The sequence below is a fragment of the Rhizobacter sp. Root1221 genome, from assembly GCF_001425785.1.
GTDB lineage: Bacteria > Pseudomonadota > Gammaproteobacteria > Burkholderiales > Burkholderiaceae_C > Rhizobacter.
This window is the reverse complement of the sequence record NZ_LMDI01000004.1, coordinates 17828-37387: the sequence shown is the minus strand read 5'-3', so window position 1 is coordinate 37387 and position 19560 is coordinate 17828. Positions and strand designations below refer to the sequence as shown.

Below are 19560 nucleotides of genomic sequence, written 5' to 3'. Positions count from 1 at the left end.
GGGCGGTCCGCCTTGTACCCTCTCAGCCCCCGGCGTTCTCCGGCAGCTTCGCGATCACCTTGATCTCGAACTGGAAACCATAAAGCCACGTCACCCCGATGCCGGTCAGCGTCGGGTGTGGTGCCTCGCCCCAATACTCGGGCACGATCTTCCAGATCGTCTCGAACGTCGACTCGGGGTCGACGATGAAGGCCGTGACGTCCACCACGTCGTCGAACGTGCAACCGGCCGCCGCGAGGATCGCATTCAGGTTGTCGAACGCGCGCCGCACCTGCGCTTCCAGCTCGGGCTCCGGGGAACCGTCGGGGCGGCTGCCCACCTGCCCCGACACGAACAGGAAGCCGTTGGACCGAATCGCCGGCGAGTAGCGATTCTTGTCGTAGAGCGCCTGGCGCCCTGCGGGGAAAACAACATCACGCTGAGTCATGGGGTACCTTCTTGAGAGGGTCGATGCCGACCCGGGGATCACGGTGAAGGGACTTTAGGGACGCGTGCCGCCCGGATCAACGCAGCAGGCCAACAATCACTGTTTGCGAAATCCAACCAATCACCACCGGGAAGACCATGGACCGTTTTGATGCCATGCAGGCATTCGCGCGCGTGGTGGAAACACGCAGCTTCACCAAGGCCGCCGAGACACTCCGGATGAACAAGACCAGCGTGACGCAGCTGGTGCAGCAGCTGGAGGCGCGGCTGCGCGTGAAGCTGCTCAACCGCACCACGCGCAAGGTGAACGTCACGGCCGACGGTGCGGCCTACTACGAGCGTGTGGTGCGCCTGCTGGCCGACATGGACGACGCCGAGACCAGCCTGTCCAGCGCCTCGGCGTCACCACGGGGCAGGCTGCGCGTGGACGTGCCCACCCCGCTGGCCCGCCTGATCCTGGTGCCGGCGTTGCCGGCGTTCCACGCGCGTTACCCCGACATCCAGCTCGACATGGGCGTGAGCGACCGCATGGTGGACCTGATCGGCGAGAACGTGGACTGCGTGGTGCGCGGCGGCGAACTCACCGACCCGTCGCTGGTGGCACGCCGCGTGGGCGACCTGCAGCTCGGCCTGTACGCGGCGCCGGGCTACCTCGCACACGCCGGCTCACCGTCGCACCCGGGCGAGCTGGAAGACACGCATCACCGCATCGTGGGGTTCCTGGGGTCACGCAGCGGCAAGGTGCTTCGGTCCACCATGCGCCGCGGCGACGAGCACATCGAGGTGCACGGCCGCCACATGTTCGCGTTCGACGATGGCAACGCCTACCTCGCCGCCGGCGTGGCCGGCCTCGGCGTCCTCTGGTTGCCGCACTACATGGCCGAGGCGCACGTGGCTCACGGTGAACTCGTGCCCCTGCTCGAGGATTGGCGGCTGGAGCCGATGCCACTGTACGTGGCGTTTCCGCCGAACCGGCACGTCAGTGCCAAGCTGCGCGTGTTCATCGATTGGGTGGCAGAGTTGATGGGGCAGCATGCGCCGGTCAGCGGGCGGTGGTCTGGGCCATCGGCTTCCGTTTCGCCAGGGTCCGGTGCCGTCCGTGCCGAATGCGATGGGCCATCTCCCACGTGAATGCGCAGCTCGACCTGCGTTGCACCGTCCTGCCGGTGCGGCCGAGGCCCTCGGTGAACAAGGTTTGCGTGAAGCGGCTGCCGCGCCAAGCGCCGCGGTACTTTTTGGCGCAGCGGCCGGTCTTGCCCGGTCGAGCATGGTTTCGTCAATGTTCCATCATGGCGGCATGGCGGGCCGTAGCTAGAGTGGCTTCTCATGCAAACCCGTCGAACTTTCTCGCTCCAGGCCCTGATGGGCGCCCTTTGCACAGTCGCGCACGTGCCACTGGTCCACGCACAGAGCTCGCCAGCACCGAAGATCGGTACACCAAGCCGATTGCGCATCGTGCAGTCGGCCGCGTTGTCGGGGCCCCAGGCAGACGTCGGGCTGGCATTCAACATCGGCGCGAAGGCCGCTTTCGCGGCTGCCAATGCAGCAGGTGGCATCCACGGCAGGCTCATCGAGTTCATCTCCGCGGATGACGGGTATGACGCCAACAAGGCCGTACAGAACACCACGCAGTTGCTCAGCGGCAGCGAGGCGCCTTTGGCCCTGTTCGGCTATACGGGCACGGCCTGCACGAAGGCAGTGATGCCGCTTGCCAAGGCGGCCGGCGTGATGCTGTTCGCGCCTGTCTCGAGCAACGATATCCTGCAATCGGAGAACCAGCCGCAAGTCTTCTTCGTGCGCGGCACCCATTCGGACGAGATCACCAAGATCCTGACGCACCTGACCACCATCGGTTCGCAGCGAATCAGCGTGTTCTATCCGAACGATGACTTCGGTCAGGGCAAGCTGGCGCTGGTCAACGCATTTGCAAGCGAGCACAAGCTGTCCACGCCAAAAGCGGTGCCCTGCGATCCAAAGTCCCCAGACTTCCCCTCGGCTGCCAAAGCGCTGCTGCAGGGCGACCCACAGGCTGTGGTCCACCTGGCATCGTCGCAATACAGCGGCAGGCTGCTCAAGGAACTGAATAGCTCGGGCGCGGGCGGCCCGGGCCGCCTGCTCCACTACGGCATCTCCAGCATCAGCGCTGCAGATCTCGTGCGCGAGGCGAACAGTGCCGTGCACGGCTTCGTGATCGCCAAGCGCGTTCCCAATCCGAGAGGTTCCACGGCGATCGCCGGCGACTTCCGTCGCGCTTTGAAGGCGCAGCAGCCGAGCAGCAAGGACGATTTCTCTTCCTCGGGCTTCGCGATGGAGGGCTACGTCGCAGCACGGTTGCTGATGAAGGCCATGCAGAACGCCGGACCCAAGATCGACCGCGCGACATTGCGCAATGCCGCGGAAGGGTTGGGCCGCCAGGAGATCGGCCCCTTCACGCTCACATACGGGCCCGGCAAGCATCGGGGTTCTTCGTTTGTGGAATTGGCGATGGTGCGCGAGGACCTGACCATCGTGCGTTGAGGCTACGCCGAACAAGCGGCTGATTTCGACAACTAGGCCTTCGCTTTGCGCCCTCGCAAGGCCGGCCGCTTCGGAACGGTGCCCCCATGCAACTGCCACCAGGCGGTCAGCGCTTCCATCGTGGGCCCCAGTCCGCGGGCCTTCGCGGTGATTTCGTAGTCGACCCGCGGAGGCACCTCCGCGAACACGGTGCGCGACACCAGGCCATCGGCCTCCAGCTCGCGAAGTTGCGCCGTCAGCATGTGCTGGGTGATGCCGGGGATCGCTTTGCGCAACTCCCCGAAGCGGTAGACCCGCTGGTTGAGCAACCACATGATTTCCAGCTTCCATTTGCCCGAGAGCAGCCCGAATGCACGGCGCATTTCCTCGTGCATGTTGATGTCGTAGGTGCCATTGGCGCCATTGGTCTGCTTTTTCATACTAAGCACCAGTTTTTCATCCTACTTGCGGCGATTCATATTAAACGACATCCTCGCTGCAAGCCGATGCAATCACGCCGGCCAGGAAAATCCCATGACTGGAAACTATCTCTACTGGACAAGCACTGCGCTGTTGTCTGCGCTCTACCTGGCATCCGCCACGATGTACATCGCAAAGGGGGACCAGGTCCGCAAGGTCATCGCCGGCCTTGGTTATCCCGGCTATCTGGTGCCGGTCCTCACCACCGTGAAACTCCTCGCAGTGGCCGCCGTGCTGTCACGCGCGAACGTCGCGCTCAGCGATCTCGCCTACGCCGGAATCCTCTATCACTTGCTGCTGTCAGGCGCGGCACATGTCGGCGTCCGCAAGTCCAGCGCTGGCGTGCCCGCTGCCGTGGGCCTCGTGCTGCTGGTCACGTCGTTCATGACACAGAACGCGGCGCGCGAGGTTGCGTCGCCATACGCCCCTGCGGCGACACACCGGACAACCGACAGCGCGCTGGGCGTTTCATGACGTTGCCCAACATGAAGGCAACCCTGTTCGGTGCGACCGGAAAAACAGGGAAGTACCTGATCGATGAAGGATTGAAACGTGGCATGGACCTCACCGTCTTCGTGCGTTCGAGCACCCCCTTCGAAAGCCCGAACGTGCGCATTGTCCGAGGGGAACTGGCTGACATCGATCGCGTGAGAGAGGCCGTGCGCGGCGCCGACGCCGCGTTGTCAGCACTCGGGCCAACGGCAGTGCCACACCCCAAGGACCTGCCGATCACCCGAGCCACGCAAGCCATCATTTCCGCGATGAAGCAGGAGGACGTGAAGCGCCTTATCGCCGTGTCGACCGGCACGGCAGCCGACCCTGGCGACGGGCCGGATTGGAGGGTCCGGGCGCCTGCGTTGCTGATCAGGCTAGCAATGCCCAGTGCCTATCGCGACATCATCGGGCTGGCGGAAGCGATACGGGATTCACAGCTGGACTGGACGATGGTTCGGGTGGCGTTCCTGAAGAACCATCCCGCCTCCGCCCGCCTGAACGTGGGGCTCTATGGTCACTCGCGGCACACCATGACGGTCTCCCGTGAAGAGGTTGCCGCGTTCATGTTCGATCAGATATCGAACCCCGAGTTCGTGCACAAGGCACCTGGCATCAGCACGGGTTGACTGCGATGGGGATTGGGTCGCAGCGGTCGCCGATAGCAAAGCCCAAGTGCGCGAAGCCGACCATTCACGCGCCCACCTTCTGGCGTGAGCCGAAGCCCGGGCATGCGGCCCAGTCGATCTTCATTTTCATAGCAGTCGGGCCTCCTGTGGGAGGACTGTTGTCATTGCTGCTGGCCAACTCACAAGGACCGGTACTGCTTGATTTGGCGGCATTCGTGCTCGCCGTAGGCTCGTATATCGTCATGTCCAACGTTAGCCTTCACACAACGCTGCCAGTACAAAGATGAGCTGCCTCGAGACCTTTGCCACTCTCAGAATCTTCTCGGACACTGTCAGTCCGGAAGATGTTGCTCGCACGCTTGGCATCGAGCCAACGTGCGCATACCCCCGCGACCCCCAGTCAAAATACAAGCAGAGAAGAGCAGCACACTACTGGTCCTGGTGCTCCGAACGCTACGTTCAGTCGCAAGATGGTCTGGCTCACGTCCGTCATTTGACGTCGCTACTCGGTGGGAAACTTGAGCAACTCGACCAACTCCGATCCGCAGGGTGCGCCGTCGACATCTGCTGCTATTGGGTTTCCTCTGGGCAGGGTGGGCCCCTTCTGGATCTGCAGACGCTGCGAGACTTGGCAGACCTCAAACTCGAGATCCACTGGGACATCTACTTCGCCGACGAAGCTGAATACGCGGAGGACCGGCGCGCAAGCAGCGCGGGTAGTGACGCATAACTCGTGCATTCAGAGGTGTTCCTGATGCCCAGGCCCATACCGTGGAGCAGCAGGTCGGTGTACGGCCCCCTCAAACCCGCCAACCACCAAACGGCACCGACAACCGCCCCGCCTGCTTGACCCGGTACATCGCCTTGTCGGCGAACGACAGCAGCACCTCGGCGTCCACGCCATCGTTCGGGTGGAACGCCGCGCCGATGCTCGCCGACACGTGGGCCACCTGCCCCGCGCCCAGCACCACCGGCTCGGCCACGGCGGTCAGCACGCGGTCGAGGATGGTGCGGCATTCGTCGTGGTTGGCGAGCTGCGTCAGCACCAGCACGAACTCGTCGCCGCCCAGGCGGGCCACGGTGTCGGTGCCGCGGATGCAGTCGCGCAGGCGCTCGGCGATCACGCGCAACAGGCGATCGCCGGCGTCGTGGCCGAAGTGGTCGTTGACGGCCTTGAAGCCGTCGAGGTCGATGAAGCACACGGCCAGCAGGTCGCCCGACCGCTTGGCCTGCGACAAGGCCTGGCCCAGGCGGTCCATCAGCAGCGTGCGGTTGGGCAGGCCGGTCAGCATGTCGTGGAACGCGAGCCGCTCCACCTGCTCCTGGTAAAGCTTCATCGTGGTGATGTCCATCATCAACCACATCGTCTCGCCGGTTTCCTCGGACAACAACGCGCCGCTCACATCCACCCAGATGGGCTCGCCGGAACGCTTGACCATGTGCACCTGGGCCCTGTAGGTGCCGCCGTTCTGCATCGCGGGGTAGGCCTCGCGGCCCATCCTGTCGTACGAGTCCTGGTCCTTGTGGAGGATGCGCGTGGGCTGGCCATCGAGCTCCCCCGGCTCGAACCCGAACATGCGGTCGAGCGCCCGGTTCTTCCACACCACGCACCGGTCGCGCAGCTTGACGATGCCGACGAGGTCGCTGTCGAGCATCAGCGCCTGCTCGCGGTTGAGCCGCTGGAGCTCACGCTTGATGCGGTCCATCTCCGAAATGTCGTACATGACCGAACGGCTCATCAGCAGGCGGCCCTGCGCGTCGCGCACGGCGGTGGCCGACACGCTGATGCGGCGCACGGTGCCGTCGCGGCTGCGCAGGTCGAACTGCAGCGGGCCGATGCAGCCGTCAGCAATGAACTTGGGGAAGTTGATGCTGAACTGCGCCCGGCCTTCCTCAGTGAAGAAGTCGGCCGGCCCCAGGCGGCCCACCACCTCGTCGCGTTCGCAGCCGAGCCATGCGAGCGCCGTGCGGTTGATCTGCAGGAACTTCCCCGTGGCGTCGATCGAGTGGTAGCCGCACGGGGCGTTGTCGTACAGGTCCTGCTGGCGTTCGGTGGCATCGGCCAGGCACGCCTCGAGATTCTTGCGCTCGGTCACGTCACGCCCCACGGTCTGCACTTCCTGCAGCACACCGTCCGCGTCGAAGAAACCTCTGTTGATGAACTCGGCCCAGCGCAGCGCACCGGCGTCGTCGACGAACCGGTTCTCGGTGACCACGAGGGGGTTGTCCGGCGACATGGCCTTGAGCTGGCTCGCCACCGCGGGAATGTCGGCGGGCCACACCACGGCGCGCCACGTGGCCACGCCGATGCTGGCATCGGTGAGCGAGAAAAGCCGCCGGCACGCGGCGTTCGCAAACGTCAGCGCCCCCTGGTGGTCGAAGCGGCACACGATGTCGGTCTGGTCGTTGACGACGGCGTTGAGCCGCCGTTCGCTGTCGGCCAGCCGCCGTTCGGCGCTCTTGCGCTGGGAGACGTCGTGCTCGAGGCTGGTGAAGGCGTCCTGGGCATGCTGCAGCATCGCTTGCAGGTTGGCCTCGTTGCGCGCGCGTTCGCACTCGGCCGCCTGCCGCGCGCGCAGCGCCGCCTCGCGGTGGCGTACCTCGCGATGCAGGACATCGGCGAACTCCTGCAGCAGCGCCAGGTCTGCCGCGGAGAACGCCCGCGGCTGGTGGTCGATGGCGCACAGCGTGCCCAGCGCATGGCCTTCGGCGGTGCGCAGCGGGATGCCCGCGTAGGCCCGGATGTGAGGGGCACCGGTGACCAGCGGGTTGTCCGCGAAACGCGGGTCCAGCAAGGCATCAGGCACAACAAGCGGCCCGTCGCCATGGATCGCATGCGCGCAGAACGCCAGGTCACGCGGGGTTTCGGTGGCGTCGAGGCCCACGCGCGACTTGAACCACTGCCGGTGTTCGTCGACCAGCGACACGAGCGCCACGGGCACACGCAGCAGCCGCGCCACGAGCCGCGTCAGCGCATCGAAGGCGGGTTCCGGTGCCGAGTCGAGGAGCGCGAGCGCATGCAGCTGCGTGATGCGCTGGTGCTCGTCGAGGGTTGGCGGGGCGATGACCATGGTGGCGATCCTGTGGTGCCGTGACGGGCGACGCCGCCGGCACGAAAACATGAATTAAGCCAGTGCCCACGTCGCGCAGCCCGCGGTGGAACGCCCCGAAGACCGGGCATTTCCACGGGGCTGCAGCACTACACTGCCGCATTCCGACAAACAGGCCGCCCGATGGACACCTCCCCTGCGCCCGCCCTGAAGGACGGCTTTTCGAAGGCCACCGTGGCGGGGATTGCCCAGCTCGTGGCCGTCGCGCACCCCGCCTTCGATGCCCCGCGGTTCAAGCGGCTCGCAGGGCAGCAGTTCGATGCGTTGAGCCTGATGGCGCGTGTGCGCCGCGTGGCCGAAACGCTGGCCGCCACGTTGCCATCCGATTTCAGTGCGGCCCTCGCCATCGTCGAACGGGCCCTCGACGAACCGCCGGCCACGCAGCGGGTGGGCGAAGGCATCGCGGCCTTCCGGATCGCACCGTTCCTCGAGTGGGTGGCCATCGCCGGTGTCGGCACACCGGACACCGCGTTGCCCGCCCTCGCCCGCCTCACGAAACACTTCACGGCCGAGTTCGCCATCCGCGCGTTCCTCGAGGCCCACCTCGACCTCACGCTCGACCACACCGCGCACTGGGTGGCCGACCCCGACCCGCGCGTGCGCCGGCTGGCCTCCGAAGGCACCCGCCCGCTGCTGCCGTGGGGCCGGCACATCGCCGCGCTGAAGCGCGACCCCGCCCGCGCGCTCGCGCTGATCGCCCCCCTGGCCGCGGACCCCGACGAGGTGGTGCGCCGGTCGGCGGCCAACCACTTGAACGACGTGAGCCGGCTCGACCCCGACCTCGCGTTGGCGCACGCCACCCGCTGGACCCACACCTTCGGCAGCGACGCGGCGGGCACGGTGCGCCACGCGGTGCGCACGCTCGTCAAGAAGGGGCACCCGGAAGCGCTGCAGCTGCTGGGGTTCGACACCCACGCCGACGTGCGGCTGACCGGCCTCGCGCTGAGCGCACGATCGGTGCCGGTGGGCGGCGAGATCGAACTCACCGCGGCGCTGCACAGCACCGGCGGCGAGCCCGTGTCGGCCTGCGTGGACTATGCCGTGCGGTATGCGAGCGCGCGCGGCGCCGTGCGCGTGAAGGTGTTCAAGGGCACGCAGGTCACGCTGGTGCCGGGGCAGGCCTGCCCGCTGCGCTTCCGGCGCGACTTCGTGCCCCGCACCACCCGGGCGCTGTACCCGGGCCCGCACGCCGTGGAGGTACGGGTGAACGGCGTGGTGGTGGGCGAGGCGCCGTTCGACCTGGTGTGAGCGGCCAGGAGGGGCCTTCTCAGCCCACGCAGGTCCTGTTCTTGCCGGTGCGCTTGGCCTCGTAGAGGGCTTCGTCGGCGCGCTCCAGCGCCACCTCGATGCGTTCACCCGCGCGGTAGGCGGTGACCCCGGCGGAGAACGTGACGAACACCTGGCGCTGCTCGTGCATGAACAGGCTGCCGGTGAGCGACCGCTGCAGCCGCGTGAGGATCTGTTCACCTTCCTCGAGCGGGGTGTCGGGCAGCAGCACCACGAATTCCTCGCCGCCGTAACGGGCCACCAGGTCGGTGGGCCGCAGGGTCTTGCTGACCACCGCGGCGAGTGTCTTCAGGGCCGTGTCGCCCGCGGCGTGGCCCAGGTCATCGTTGAGCCGCTTGAAGTTGTCGACGTCGAGCAGGCCGATGGACAGCGGCGCACCACTGCGCTCCAGGCGCGCACGTTCGGCATCGAACGCCTGCATCAGGCCGCGGCGGTTGGCGATCTGGGTCAGCTGGTCGGTAGAGACCTCCTGCGACAGGCGGCGCAACTCGGTCTCGAGTTCCACCACCCGCTCGGACAGGCCCGTGGCCCGCGCGTGTTCGTACTGCAAGCGGCCCTGCGCCTGCTGCACCAGCGTCTGCACGGTGCGGCTCTCGGCCACCATCTCGCGCACCACGCCGGCCAGGCTTTCGAGCGAGTCGGCCTTGTCGATGACCCCGGCGTACTTGTCGAGGCTTTCGTGGAAGCGGCCGGTCTGCGAACCGAGTTCGCCGAGCTCGCTGAGCATCTGGTTGATCAGCGCCTTCAGCGCGTCGCGGGCCTGGCCGCGTTCGACGCGCAGGGCCTGCTGGCGTTCGCGGGTGCTGTCGAGCATCTCGCTCACCGAGCGGATGCTGCGCGCGGTGAGGCCGAAGTCGATCTCCTGCGTCATCGCATCCACCTGGCCCTGGGCCCAGCTGTCATCCTCGGCCAGTTCGGCGAGGCTCGACGTGAGCTGCTTGCACAGGCTGCCAAGCTGGTCGATCAGGTGGTGGCGGTGCAGCAGCACGCGGTTGGCGCGCTTGCACAGCTGGTCCATCTGTTCGGACTGAACAGGTGTAGGGCCGGCGGCGACGATGCTTTCGCTCAGTTGCACGAGGGCCTCGGACAACTCGGCGCTGGGCGACGGCGGCGGGGGCAGCGCCTGGAGCACGGTGCCCCCGAGGCTGCCGATGAGCTGGTGCCACAGCGCTGCGTTCACCTCGGGGCCGGCCTGGCCCAGGCGGATCGTCTCCAGCGCGGGCTCGCCGGCGCGTGCGTGTTCGGTCTGCGGGGTGTCGTCGAACGGGGTGGTGTCGGTTTCGACGGCCTCGTCCGGGGTGTCGGTTTCCCAGCCCTGCACCAGCTGGCCCAGGCGCTGCTGCAGGCGGCGCGGGTCGCTCCTGGTGCTGGCCAGCACGCGGGCCAGGCTGTCTTTCTTGCGGGCGCTGGTCCATTGCCGGCCCCCCTGCTGCACCCCGCGCACGATGCGGTCGATCAGGTCAGCGAGCGCGGCGCCCTGCTGCGGCAGGCCGGGCTGGGCATTCACGAGGCGTTCGGCCTGGTCCCACTGGCCTTGCAGCAGCGCGTCCTTGACCTCGCCGCGGGTCTCGGGCTCACCGGCGGCCAGCGCGCGGCTCAGCAGGGCATCGAGCGCCGGCAAGGCCCCGGCGGGCAGCGCCCCGGGGGGCAGCGCCCCGGGGGGCACGCCACCGGCCTCGAGCTGGTAGGCCCGGGCGTAGTTTTCCGGGGTGGGTTCGAGCTTTTCGAGGGCCAGGCGGCGCAACGCGGCCTTGGCCAGTTGCGGGGCGAGTGCATCGGAAGGTGCGGCTCGCAAAGAGGCAGCGCGGGACGTGTCCATCGGGGCGGAAGGGGTCGCATGAACGCTCGGGGGAGCGGGTAAAACAAGGCGATCAGCGGGGGCGATCAGACGGGTGGGTTGTTGAACCGCGCACTGCGGGCTTCCGCGATGGCCCGCAACGCGTCGGCCGCCTCGGTTTCATCGACATTGACGATCCACGGCGCCTTGCGGGGCAGCACCGTCTGTTGCAGCCACTGCTCCAGCGCGTCGGGTGGCAGCGCCTTGCTGAAGAGGAAGCCCTGCATCACCCCGCAACCGAGGCGGTGCAGCACTTCCATCTGGCGCATGTTCTCGACGCCTTCGGCGATCACGCGCAGGCCGAGCGAACGGGCCAGCGCGATGATGGCGGTGACCACGGCAGAGCTCTGCGGCGTCATGCCGAGGTCGCGCACGAAGGAGCGGTCGATCTTGAGTTCGCTGATGGGCAGCGTGGTCAGGTACGCGAGCGACGAGTACCCGGTGCCGAAGTCGTCGATGGAGATCTCCACGCCGATCTCGTTGAGCCGGTGCAGCGACGGGATCACGTTCTGCAGGTCCTTCATCAGGCCCGTCTCGGTGATCTCGAGTTCGATGACGCGGTGCGGCACGCCGTAGGCGGTGACGGCCTGGTGGATGTTTTCCACGAGGTCGGTGCGCTCGAACAGGCGGTTGGGCAGGTTGACGGCGATGGAGTCGGAGAACCCGAAGTTGTCCTGCCAGATGCGGGCCTGGCGCGCGGCCTCGCGGATGGCCCATTCGCTGAGCGGGATGATGAGGCCGGTTTCCTCGGCGAGCGGGATGAAGTCGCCCGGAGGCACGAGCGTGTTGCCACGCTGCCAGCGCATCAGCGCCTCGACGCCCACCATGCGGGCGCCGCGCACGTCGATCTTGGGCTGGTAGTGCAGCACCATCTCGTTGCGTTCGATGGCCTTGTGCAGCGCGCTCTCGAGTTCGAGCTTCTCGCGGCCCTTGCCGGCCAGCGCCGGCCGGTACAGCAGCGCGGCGTTGCGGCCCTGCGCCTTGACCGAGTACATGGCCACGTCGGAGTTGCGCATCAGGTCGGCCACCGAGTTGCCGTCGCGCGGGAACATCGCGATGCCGACGCTGGCGGTCACGAAACATTCCTGGCCGCCCACGAAGATGGGTTCGCGCATCACGTCGAGGATGCGGTCGGCAACACGTTCGGCATCGGTCTCGTCGGCCACCTCGGGCAGCAGCGCCACGAATTCGTCGCCGCCGAGCCGGCCCACCGCTTCGAGCGTGCGGTGCGACCGCGAGCCCATGGACTCGATGGAGCTTTCCATCACCTGGTCGGAGTGGCGCACGCACGACCGCAGCCGGCGCGAGACTTCCATCAGCAGTTCGTCGCCGGCCCCATGGCCCAGCGTGTCGTTGATGATCTTGAAGCGGTCCAGGTCGATCAGCAGCAGCGCCACCGGGTGGTTCAGCCGGCGCGCGTGTTCGAGGGCCCGCTCGGTGCGCCAGATCAGCTGGCGGCGGTTGGGCAGGCCGGTGAGTGCATCGAAGTTGGCGAGGTGCCTGATCTTGTCTTCCGCCATGCGGCGGTCGGTCACGTCCTGCACGATGCCGGTGTAGCCGGACATGTTGCCGTGTTCATTGAACTCGGGCTCGGCCTCGACGTGGATGATGCGCTGCTGGCGGCCATCGGGCAGCGTGACCGGGATGTCGGTGGCCAGCACCGAGCTGTGGCGCAGCACCTCGTGCACCACCATCATGAAGCCGTCGCGGTCGTCGCGCGGGATCATGCGGAGCACTTCGCGCATGGTGGGCGAGTCGCCCGCGCCCATGCCGAACACACGCAGGCCTTCGAGCGAAAACACCGGCCCGCCCTGGCCGCTGCGCCAGTCGAAGCTGCCCATGCGGGCGAGGTCTTGTGCGCGGGCGAGCTTGGACTTGCTGCGTTCGAGTTCGAGGCGCGTGCGCGACGAGCGCAGCAGGTAGCGCAACCGGCCCGCGAGCAGGCTCCATTGCGTGGACTTGACGAAGAAGTCGGTGGCGCCGGCCTCGTAGGCACGGGTGATGGACGCATCGTCGTCGAGGCCGGTGAGCATCAGCACCGGGAGCGACTCGAACCCCGGCAGGTGCCGCAGTTCGTGGCAGGTCTGGAAACCGTCGAGGCCCGGCATCAGGGCGTCGAGCACCACCACGTCGGGGAGCCAGTCGGCCAGCAGCTGGATGGCCCGCTCGCCACTGGTGGCTTCGGTAATGGAAAACCCTCGTTCGCGCAGTGCAATGGCGGTCAACAGCAGGTTGACTTCATCGTCGTCGACCAGCAGCACACGTGGCTGGACCAGCGGATCATCATCCACCAACGCGGCACTGGCGGTCATGTCAGGCATTGACGACGCGCTTCAACGCGGCACGAACCACCTCAACCTCCGCCAGCAGCAGGGCGACGCGTTCGTTCATGCCATCGGATTGACCTTGACGGGCCATGGTTTCGATTTCGGAACACATTTTCGACAGCTTAACGGCTCCCATGCTGGCTGACGAAGATTTTAAGGTGTGGGAAACGTGCCGAATGCCCGCGAGTTCATTCGCTTGCAGGGCTTCCTGCAACTGCGGCATCAGGCGCGTCACGGAGGTCTCGAATGCCGACACCACGCGCTCCATGAGCCGGTTCTCGCCGGTGGGGTCGAGCTCGCGCAGGCGGTCGAGGGCCTGGACGTCGAGCACCCCGTCACCGCTGGCGGGCGGGACCGCGGCGGGTGAACTGCCGGTGCTCTGTTCGAAATCGGCCGGAGCCGCAGTGCGGATGTGTTGGGTCAGCATGGCGAGCAATTGACGTTGGCGGAACGGTTTGGACAAATAGCCATCGAATCCAAGTCCGAGGAAGCGATCTTCATCGCCCTCCAGGGCATTGGCCGTGACCGCGATCACCGGCGTGGTGGTGGATGTGACGAACAGGAACCGCCGCGACGTTCTCTGGCGGAACCAGCTCAACGCTTCGACCCCGTCCATGCCCGGCATCTGGATGTCCATCAGGACCAGGTCGAAGCGAGCCTCGCACAACGCCCGCAATCCCGCCAGTCCGCTGGAACATACCTGCACCCGGCACCCCAGGACCCGCAGCATCTGCCCGATCACCTCCTGGTTCACCACGTTGTCTTCAACCACAAGGATGTGTGCGTTCAGCCGGGGCGTCAACCGGGGAACGTCAGGCCGGCCGGCCGACACGGCCAGCACGGCCTGCCGCAGTTCAGCTTTTCTGAACGGTTTGGCGACAAAGCGGTCGTAGCCTGCCTCATAAGCGACACGAACGTCGTCGTGCGTGGACATGGACGACAGCAGGATCATCTTCAGGTCTGGGTGCCTGCCGCCTCCCCGCACCGAACGCGCGAGGCCGAGGCCGTCCATGCGTGGCATGTGCATGTCCACGAGGGCGAGGTCGAACTGCGGGTCGATCGCGGTCTGGCCGGTGAGGATGTCGAGCGCCTGCCGGCCGTCGGTGGCGATGAACACCTGCATGCCCCATGCGCGGAGCATGTTGTCGAGCACGACGCGGTTGGTTTCGAGGTCGTCGACGACGAGCACGCGCAGCGCAGGCATCGTGACCAGGTCGGCCTCGTGCGCGGCCGCGTCGCCCTCGACGACACCGAACGGCAGCGTGAAAATGAACTGCGAGCCCTGTCCGGGCCGGCTCTGCACCTCGATGGCGCCGCCCATCAGCTCCACCAGCTGCTTGCTGATGGTGAGCCCGAGCCCGGTTCCACCGTAGCGGCGTGCCAGGCCCACACTGCCCTGCATGAAGGCGTTGAACAGGCGCGGCAGCATGTCGGGCTCGATGCCGATGCCCGTGTCGCGCACGACGAACTCGAAGCGGTCGCCGGAGGCGTCGGGCAGGCACCGCACCTCCACCGACACCTCGCCCTGTTCGGTGAACTTGATGGCGTTGGCCACCAGGTTCGTGAGCACCTGCCGCAGGCGCAGCGGGTCGCCGTTGAGCACCGCGGGCAGGTCTCCGGCTTCGCGGAAGCTGAGCTCGAGGCCCTTTTCGTGGGCACGGGGCGCGAGCAACTCGAGCGTGTCCTCGACCACGCTGCGCATCACGAAATCGATGCGGGCCACGTCGAGCCGGCCGGCCTCGATCTTCGAGAAGTCGAGGATGTCGTTGATGATCTCGAGCAGCGACTCACCCGATCGGTACACGGCCTGCACGAAGCGGCGCTGCTTGTCGGACAGCGCCGTGCCGAGCAGCAACTCGGTCATGCCGAGGATGCCGTTCATGGGTGTGCGGATCTCGTGGCTCATGTTGGCCATGAACTGGCTCTTGGCCTGGCTGGCCGATTCGGCGGCGTCGCGCGCGGCCTGCAGGTCGAGCTGCCGCTGGCGCTCGTCGGTGACGTCGGAGACGAGCCCGTACACGCGGATCTCGCCGTCGGGCAGGCGCCGCGAGCGCGTGCGCGCACGCAGCCACCGCAGCCCCTTGGCGGGGTGCGTGGCGCGGTAGCTGATGTCGGTGGGTTCCAGGCGCTCTTCGGCCTCCCGGCGGGGGCGCAGCAGCGAGCGGTCGTCCGGGTGCATGCTGAGCAGGAAGTCCTTCGGGTCCTTCGTGCGCCCCTCGCTGGTAACCCCCCAGCCGTCGGACCGCATGACCGACAGGAAGTGGAACGCGGTGCGGGTGGGGTTGGACACGAACAGCACGTCGTCCATCGTTTCCGCGAACTCGCGAAAACGCCGCTCGGATTCCTGCAGGTCGCGTTCGGCGCTGCGTTCCTTCGTGATGTCGCGTGCCAGCGCAATCAGCCACCGGGGGCTGCCATCGGGGCGGCGCAACGCCACGTGCCGCATGTTGACGATGCGGCGGTTGGACTCGTCGCCCAGCGCCAGGTCGGTGTCGACGGTGACGGGCTCGGCGAGCGCGCGGGTCATCGCGTCGGTGTCGAGGTTGGCGAAACCGCTGTCGAAAGCCTCGGCCACGGTCTTGCCCCGCACCGCATCACGGCGGAGCCCGAATTCGGCTTCGGCGTGCGCGTTGATGTCGAGGATGCGCCGCTCCTCGACGTCGAAGACGAACAGTCCGACCGGCAGGTTGTCCATCAAGGCCTGCAGGAACTCGCGCTCGGTCTCCGCCTCACCGGGCGGCCGTGGCGACACATCGCGGTCGGCCAGCGCCCCGAGATTCAGGCGCACGGTTTCGAGCGTGGCCTGGAGCCCCGCGATGCCGGGCGCGGGCCCGAGGCACCGCACGGCGAGCACCGCCTCGGCGCGGCCGCGGCGTGCGACGGGGATGAACACGTCGTGGCTGCCGTCCCTTGGTTCGGTCACCACCTGCTGGTCGAACGCGGACCGCCCGGCCCCGGCGCGCCGGGGGTGGCCCTCGGACGGCGCTGCCTCGTCCGCCGGTTGCAGCCAGGCCGTGTCGCCCTCGATCGAGACCACCCGCAGCACGTCGCACCCTTGTGCCGGCAAGCGCTGGGCGAGCAGCCCCGCCACGTCGGCCAGCACCTGTGGCAGCCCGGGCGAGCGCGCCCCGGCACATGCGATGTGGTGCAACAGGGCCAGCCAGCCGGCGGCATCGCCCTCGGCGGAGCGGGTCAGGATTTCGGGCATCGGCAACAGGGAACGGGGTGGACCGGCCACCAGCGGTGCCAGCTGCGCCTTCGGCGCTTGGTTCGTACTGTATTCGGTGCGGCGCCCCGGAACTTGAGGTCGTCTTCACGGCGAGCGGGCGCGTGAGGCCGGAAGGCGTCCGTACAATCGCTTCGATGACTCGCGCCTTGCTGCCTCCCTCGGTGCCGCGCCGGCGCAAGCTCCGCGCCGGCGGTGTCTCGCTGGCTTCGGCCCAGTTGTTGACCGCGCTGCCCGCCTACGCCCAGGCGGCCGACGCCGGTACCCCGGCCGCCACCGTGGTGAGCCTGCTCTCGCTCACCCTGACCGCGGGGATCATCGGCTGGGCCCTGCGCGCCCACCGGCGCACCCGCGACAACGCCCACCAGCTCCAGCAGTGCCGTGCGGAAGCGCACGCCCTGCGCAGCCTGCTCGACGTCTGGCAATGGCGCAGCGACGCCCAGCACCGGCTGACCGAGTGGCGCGCGCCAGCGGCCTCACCGGGCGGCCCCGTGCTGCGCCCCGGTGCCCGGCTGTGGGATGTCTTCACCTTGTCGAACGGGTCCGGCGCGCCACTCCAGGAGCGCCTCGAACAGGCGTCCCCGTTGCCCGGGCTGCAGGTGACCGTGGCGTCGGGCGGGCCGGCGGCCAGCTTCGTGCTGCAGGCCCAGCCGGTGCTCGATGCCGAGGGGCATTTTGCGGGTTACGTGGGCACGGCCCGGCTGGTGCAGGACGGTGTCACCACCCTGCTGACCGACGTGTTGCAAGCCCTGCCGAGCCCCGTATTCCGCATCGGCCTGCCCCGACGCGGCCAACCGCCGCGGCTCCTGAAGTACAACTGCGCCAGCGGCCCCTGGCTCGGCGAACCGTCGCCCGGTGGCGACGCGCAATGGGACGACCTGCTGGGCGGCATGCCGCCAGCCGTGCGCCCGGTGTTCGAAGGCGCCGTGGCTCACCCGGTGGACACCCCCATCGACGTGCCCGGCGGCTGGACGCTGCGCCTGCACCGCCTGCCTTGCCCCGGTGCGCAGGACGAGGAAGTGCTCGCCATCTTCCAGCGCATGGACGCCTCGCCCGCCCGCATCGACCCCGCCGCCGACGACGCCGAGTCGTTCAGCTACACGGTGTCGCACGACCTGCGCGCGCCCATCCGCGTGGTGGAGGGGTTCACGAAGATCGTCAAGGAAGACTACGGCCACGCCATCGACCGCATTGGCAACGACCACCTCGACCGGGTGCTGGCCGCGGCGGCCCGCATGAACAGCATGATCGACTCGCTGCTGGCGCTGTCGCAGCTGTCGTCGCGGCCGCTGTCGCGCCAGCCGGTGAACCTGTCGATGCTCGCGAGCTACATCATCGACGACCTGCGCCGCCAGTCGCCTGAACGCGAGGTGGAGGTGTTCATCGAACCGGGCCTGCAGGCCCACGGCGATGCCACGCTGCTGCGGGTGGTGCTCGAGAACCTGCTGGGCAACGCGTGGAAGTACACCGGCAAGTGCCGCATGGGCCGCATCTGGTTCGAGGGCAGCGAGCACGAAGGCCGCCCCGCCATCACCGTGCGTGACAACGGTGCGGGGTTCGACATGCGCTTCGCCGACCGCCTCTTCGGCGTGTTCCAGCGGCTGCACAGCGCCAACGATTTCCAGGGCACCGGGATCGGGCTGGCGTCGGTGCGGCGCATCGTGCGGCGGCATGGGGGCGATATTTGGGCGGAAGCAGAGGTCGACCGCGGCGCCCGCTTTCAATTCTGGTTAGGCAATTGACGGCGCGGTGAATGCACCGTCATCCCCGATGCATGGCCCGGGATCTCCACCGTTTCGCTGATCAGCAGCGTTTCCGGCCACCGTTGTGAATCCCGGCCTTCGCCCACTGCTGTCCGGCCGGGATCTCCACCTTCTCGCTCAACAGCAGCGTTCCCGTCCACCGCTGGAGATCCCGGCATTCGCCGGGATGACCGAGATTTTCCCCGGACAGCAATGGGCCTACGCCGGGACGACAGGATAGGCGGCTTGCGAATCGAATCGCAGCGTGTGCGCCGAGGCCGGCACCTCGATGCCTGCGGGGATCAGCTGCCCAGCAGTTCCACGGCTTGCAGCAGCCGTTCGGCCTGTTCCTGCACAGGGCGGCCTTCGGCGACGGCCTGGCGTTGCAGGCGTTCGTAGGCGACGGTGCGGGACAGCGAATAGCGGTGCATCAGCACGCCCACGGCCATGGGGACGGCCTGGGCCAGCACCTCGGCCATGACCACCGGGTCGGTGGTATCGGCCGCGCTGGCACTGGCGCGGGCGGCACGGCCGATCTCGGAGAACGCGGCATCCACCGCCGGCACGATCTGGCGCACGTCTAGCGGCTTGACGAGGTAGGCCACGGCGCCGAGCGCCCTGACCTGGTTCACCGTGGCGTCGTCCGAAAACGCCGACAGGAACATGAACGGCATCTGGCAGTAGTCGCGCAGGTATTCCGCCACGTCGAAGCCGCTCTTGCCTTCCATGCGGATGTCGAGCAAGGCCAGGTCGGGGCGGTGCTGCCGGGCGAGCAGGATGGCATCGTCGCCGTTGTCGGCGTCGAGGATTTCATACCCGGCTTGCGAAAGGCCATGGGTGAGCGTGGCAAGCACGAGCCGGTCGTCGTCGACCACGAGGATCTTGCCTTTGGCGCTCACGGATGGGCTTTCAGCGCGGAAAGTGAATGAGGGCAACACACCCGCATTGTGGCCGATCGAGTCGGCGGCAGGGGTCTCAAGGTGTGAGAGCTTCCAGGAATTCGTCGCTGTTGAAGCCGTTTTTCATGTGATGGCCCTTCACCACGAGGTACGGCACGCCATTGCCACCATAGGACTGGAACGTCTGTGCGCACGCCGCATGGGTCTCGGTATTGCATTCGGTGAAGGCAAAACCGTACTGGTTCATCCAGGACGCCGCCTGCTTGCAGTACGGGCACGTGCTGGTGGTGAACATCACGACGTCTCCGGGGCCCGTGGCGGAGGCAAGCTTGGCCACGTCCGGACCCGACGCCATGGCCGGCAAACGCTGGAACGCGGTGAGCGCGGCGCCCAGCACGACCGCGCCGAGCAGCATCTTGCCCCACGGCGCACCGTCGGCCGACCGGCTGCGTGCAGAGGGTGTCCAGCTGGTGGCGTTCGGCGCCGGCGCCACGGCGTCGGCCGCCTTCGCGTACGCCACGCCACATTTCGGGCACTGCCACGACGGCACCGTGGCGTGGGCTTCACGGACATGGCGGCACTTGGGGCAGGTGGTCGTCATCGGCGGCT

15 protein-coding genes are annotated in these 19560 nt (G+C 67.6%); 7 read left to right on the top strand and 8 right to left on the bottom strand.

Annotation, left to right across the window (positions count from 1 at the left end):
* Positions 1-22: 22 nt before the first annotated feature.
* On the bottom strand, positions 23-427 hold the full coding sequence (locus ASC87_RS04040; RefSeq protein WP_056657067.1) for a RidA family protein: 405 nt from the start codon (positions 425-427) through the stop codon (positions 23-25).
* A 137-nt stretch (positions 428-564) separates the two neighbouring features.
* Here ASC87_RS04040 and ASC87_RS04035 point away from each other — a divergent pair, with 137 nt between their 5' ends.
* Positions 565-1557, top strand: a complete 993-nt coding sequence (locus ASC87_RS04035; RefSeq protein WP_082568378.1) for a LysR family transcriptional regulator — start codon at positions 565-567, stop codon at positions 1555-1557.
* A 324-nt stretch (positions 1558-1881) separates the two neighbouring features.
* On the top strand, positions 1882-2943 hold the full coding sequence (locus tag ASC87_RS04030; RefSeq protein ID WP_235582049.1) for an ABC transporter substrate-binding protein: 1062 nt from the start codon (positions 1882-1884) through the stop codon (positions 2941-2943).
* A 32-nt stretch (positions 2944-2975) separates the two neighbouring features.
* Here the strand turns inward: ASC87_RS04030 and ASC87_RS04025 are convergent, their stop codons facing one another.
* Entirely contained in the window at positions 2976-3362 is a 387-nt protein-coding gene (locus ASC87_RS04025) for a helix-turn-helix domain-containing protein (protein WP_056657061.1), read from the bottom strand.
* Between the two features lie 94 nt (positions 3363-3456).
* On the opposite strand from ASC87_RS04025, the gene ASC87_RS04020 reads away from it, so the two are divergent.
* The 3 genes from ASC87_RS04020 (at position 3457) to ASC87_RS33665 (ending at position 5253) form a co-directional block, all read left to right on the top strand.
* Complete coding sequence (locus ASC87_RS04020) at positions 3457-3876, top strand: DoxX family protein (RefSeq protein WP_056657059.1); 420 nt, start codon at positions 3457-3459, stop codon at positions 3874-3876.
* 11 nt (positions 3877-3887) lie between these two features.
* Positions 3888-4523, top strand: a complete 636-nt coding sequence (locus tag ASC87_RS04015; protein WP_056657056.1) for an NAD(P)-dependent oxidoreductase — start codon at positions 3888-3890, stop codon at positions 4521-4523.
* A 283-nt stretch (positions 4524-4806) separates the two neighbouring features.
* Positions 4807-5253, top strand: a complete 447-nt coding sequence (locus ASC87_RS33665) for a DUF4279 domain-containing protein (RefSeq protein WP_082568376.1) — start codon at positions 4807-4809, stop codon at positions 5251-5253.
* 70 nt (positions 5254-5323) lie between these two features.
* Here ASC87_RS33665 and ASC87_RS04005 read toward each other — a convergent pair whose 3' ends face one another.
* Entirely contained in the window at positions 5324-7594 is a 2271-nt protein-coding gene (locus ASC87_RS04005; protein WP_056657050.1) for a diguanylate cyclase domain-containing protein, read from the bottom strand.
* Positions 7595-7756: 162 nt separating this feature from the next.
* Here ASC87_RS04005 and ASC87_RS04000 point away from each other — a divergent pair, with 162 nt between their 5' ends.
* On the top strand, positions 7757-8881 hold the full coding sequence (locus ASC87_RS04000) for a DNA alkylation repair protein (protein ID WP_056657047.1): 1125 nt from the start codon (positions 7757-7759) through the stop codon (positions 8879-8881).
* A gap of 19 nt (positions 8882-8900) precedes the next feature.
* Here ASC87_RS04000 and ASC87_RS03995 read toward each other — a convergent pair whose 3' ends face one another.
* From ASC87_RS03995 to ASC87_RS03985, 3 genes are all read right to left on the bottom strand, one after another.
* Entirely contained in the window at positions 8901-10739 is a 1839-nt protein-coding gene (locus tag ASC87_RS03995) for a diguanylate cyclase (RefSeq protein ID WP_056657044.1), read from the bottom strand.
* Positions 10740-10804: 65 nt separating this feature from the next.
* Positions 10805-13069 (bottom strand): bifunctional diguanylate cyclase/phosphodiesterase, encoded by a 2265-nt coding sequence (locus ASC87_RS03990; RefSeq protein ID WP_056657041.1) that lies wholly within the window; start codon positions 13067-13069, stop codon positions 10805-10807.
* 1 nt (position 13070) lies between these two features.
* Complete coding sequence (locus ASC87_RS03985; RefSeq protein ID WP_157603834.1) at positions 13071-16292, bottom strand: response regulator; 3222 nt, start codon at positions 16290-16292, stop codon at positions 13071-13073.
* Positions 16293-16447: 155 nt separating this feature from the next.
* Between ASC87_RS03985 and ASC87_RS03980 the strand changes: the two genes are divergently transcribed.
* Positions 16448-18052: an ATP-binding protein gene (locus ASC87_RS03980; protein ID WP_056657035.1), complete on the top strand. Its 1605-nt coding sequence runs from the start codon at positions 16448-16450 to the stop codon at positions 18050-18052.
* Between the two features lie 302 nt (positions 18053-18354).
* Here the strand turns inward: ASC87_RS03980 and ASC87_RS03975 are convergent, their stop codons facing one another.
* Positions 18355-18951, bottom strand: a complete 597-nt coding sequence (locus ASC87_RS03975) for a response regulator (protein ID WP_056657032.1) — start codon at positions 18949-18951, stop codon at positions 18355-18357.
* Between the two features lie 76 nt (positions 18952-19027).
* A complete protein-coding gene (locus tag ASC87_RS03970) occupies positions 19028-19552 on the bottom strand; it encodes a glutaredoxin family protein (RefSeq protein WP_056657029.1) in 525 nt (174 codons plus the stop codon).
* Positions 19553-19560: the final 8 nt, after the last annotated feature.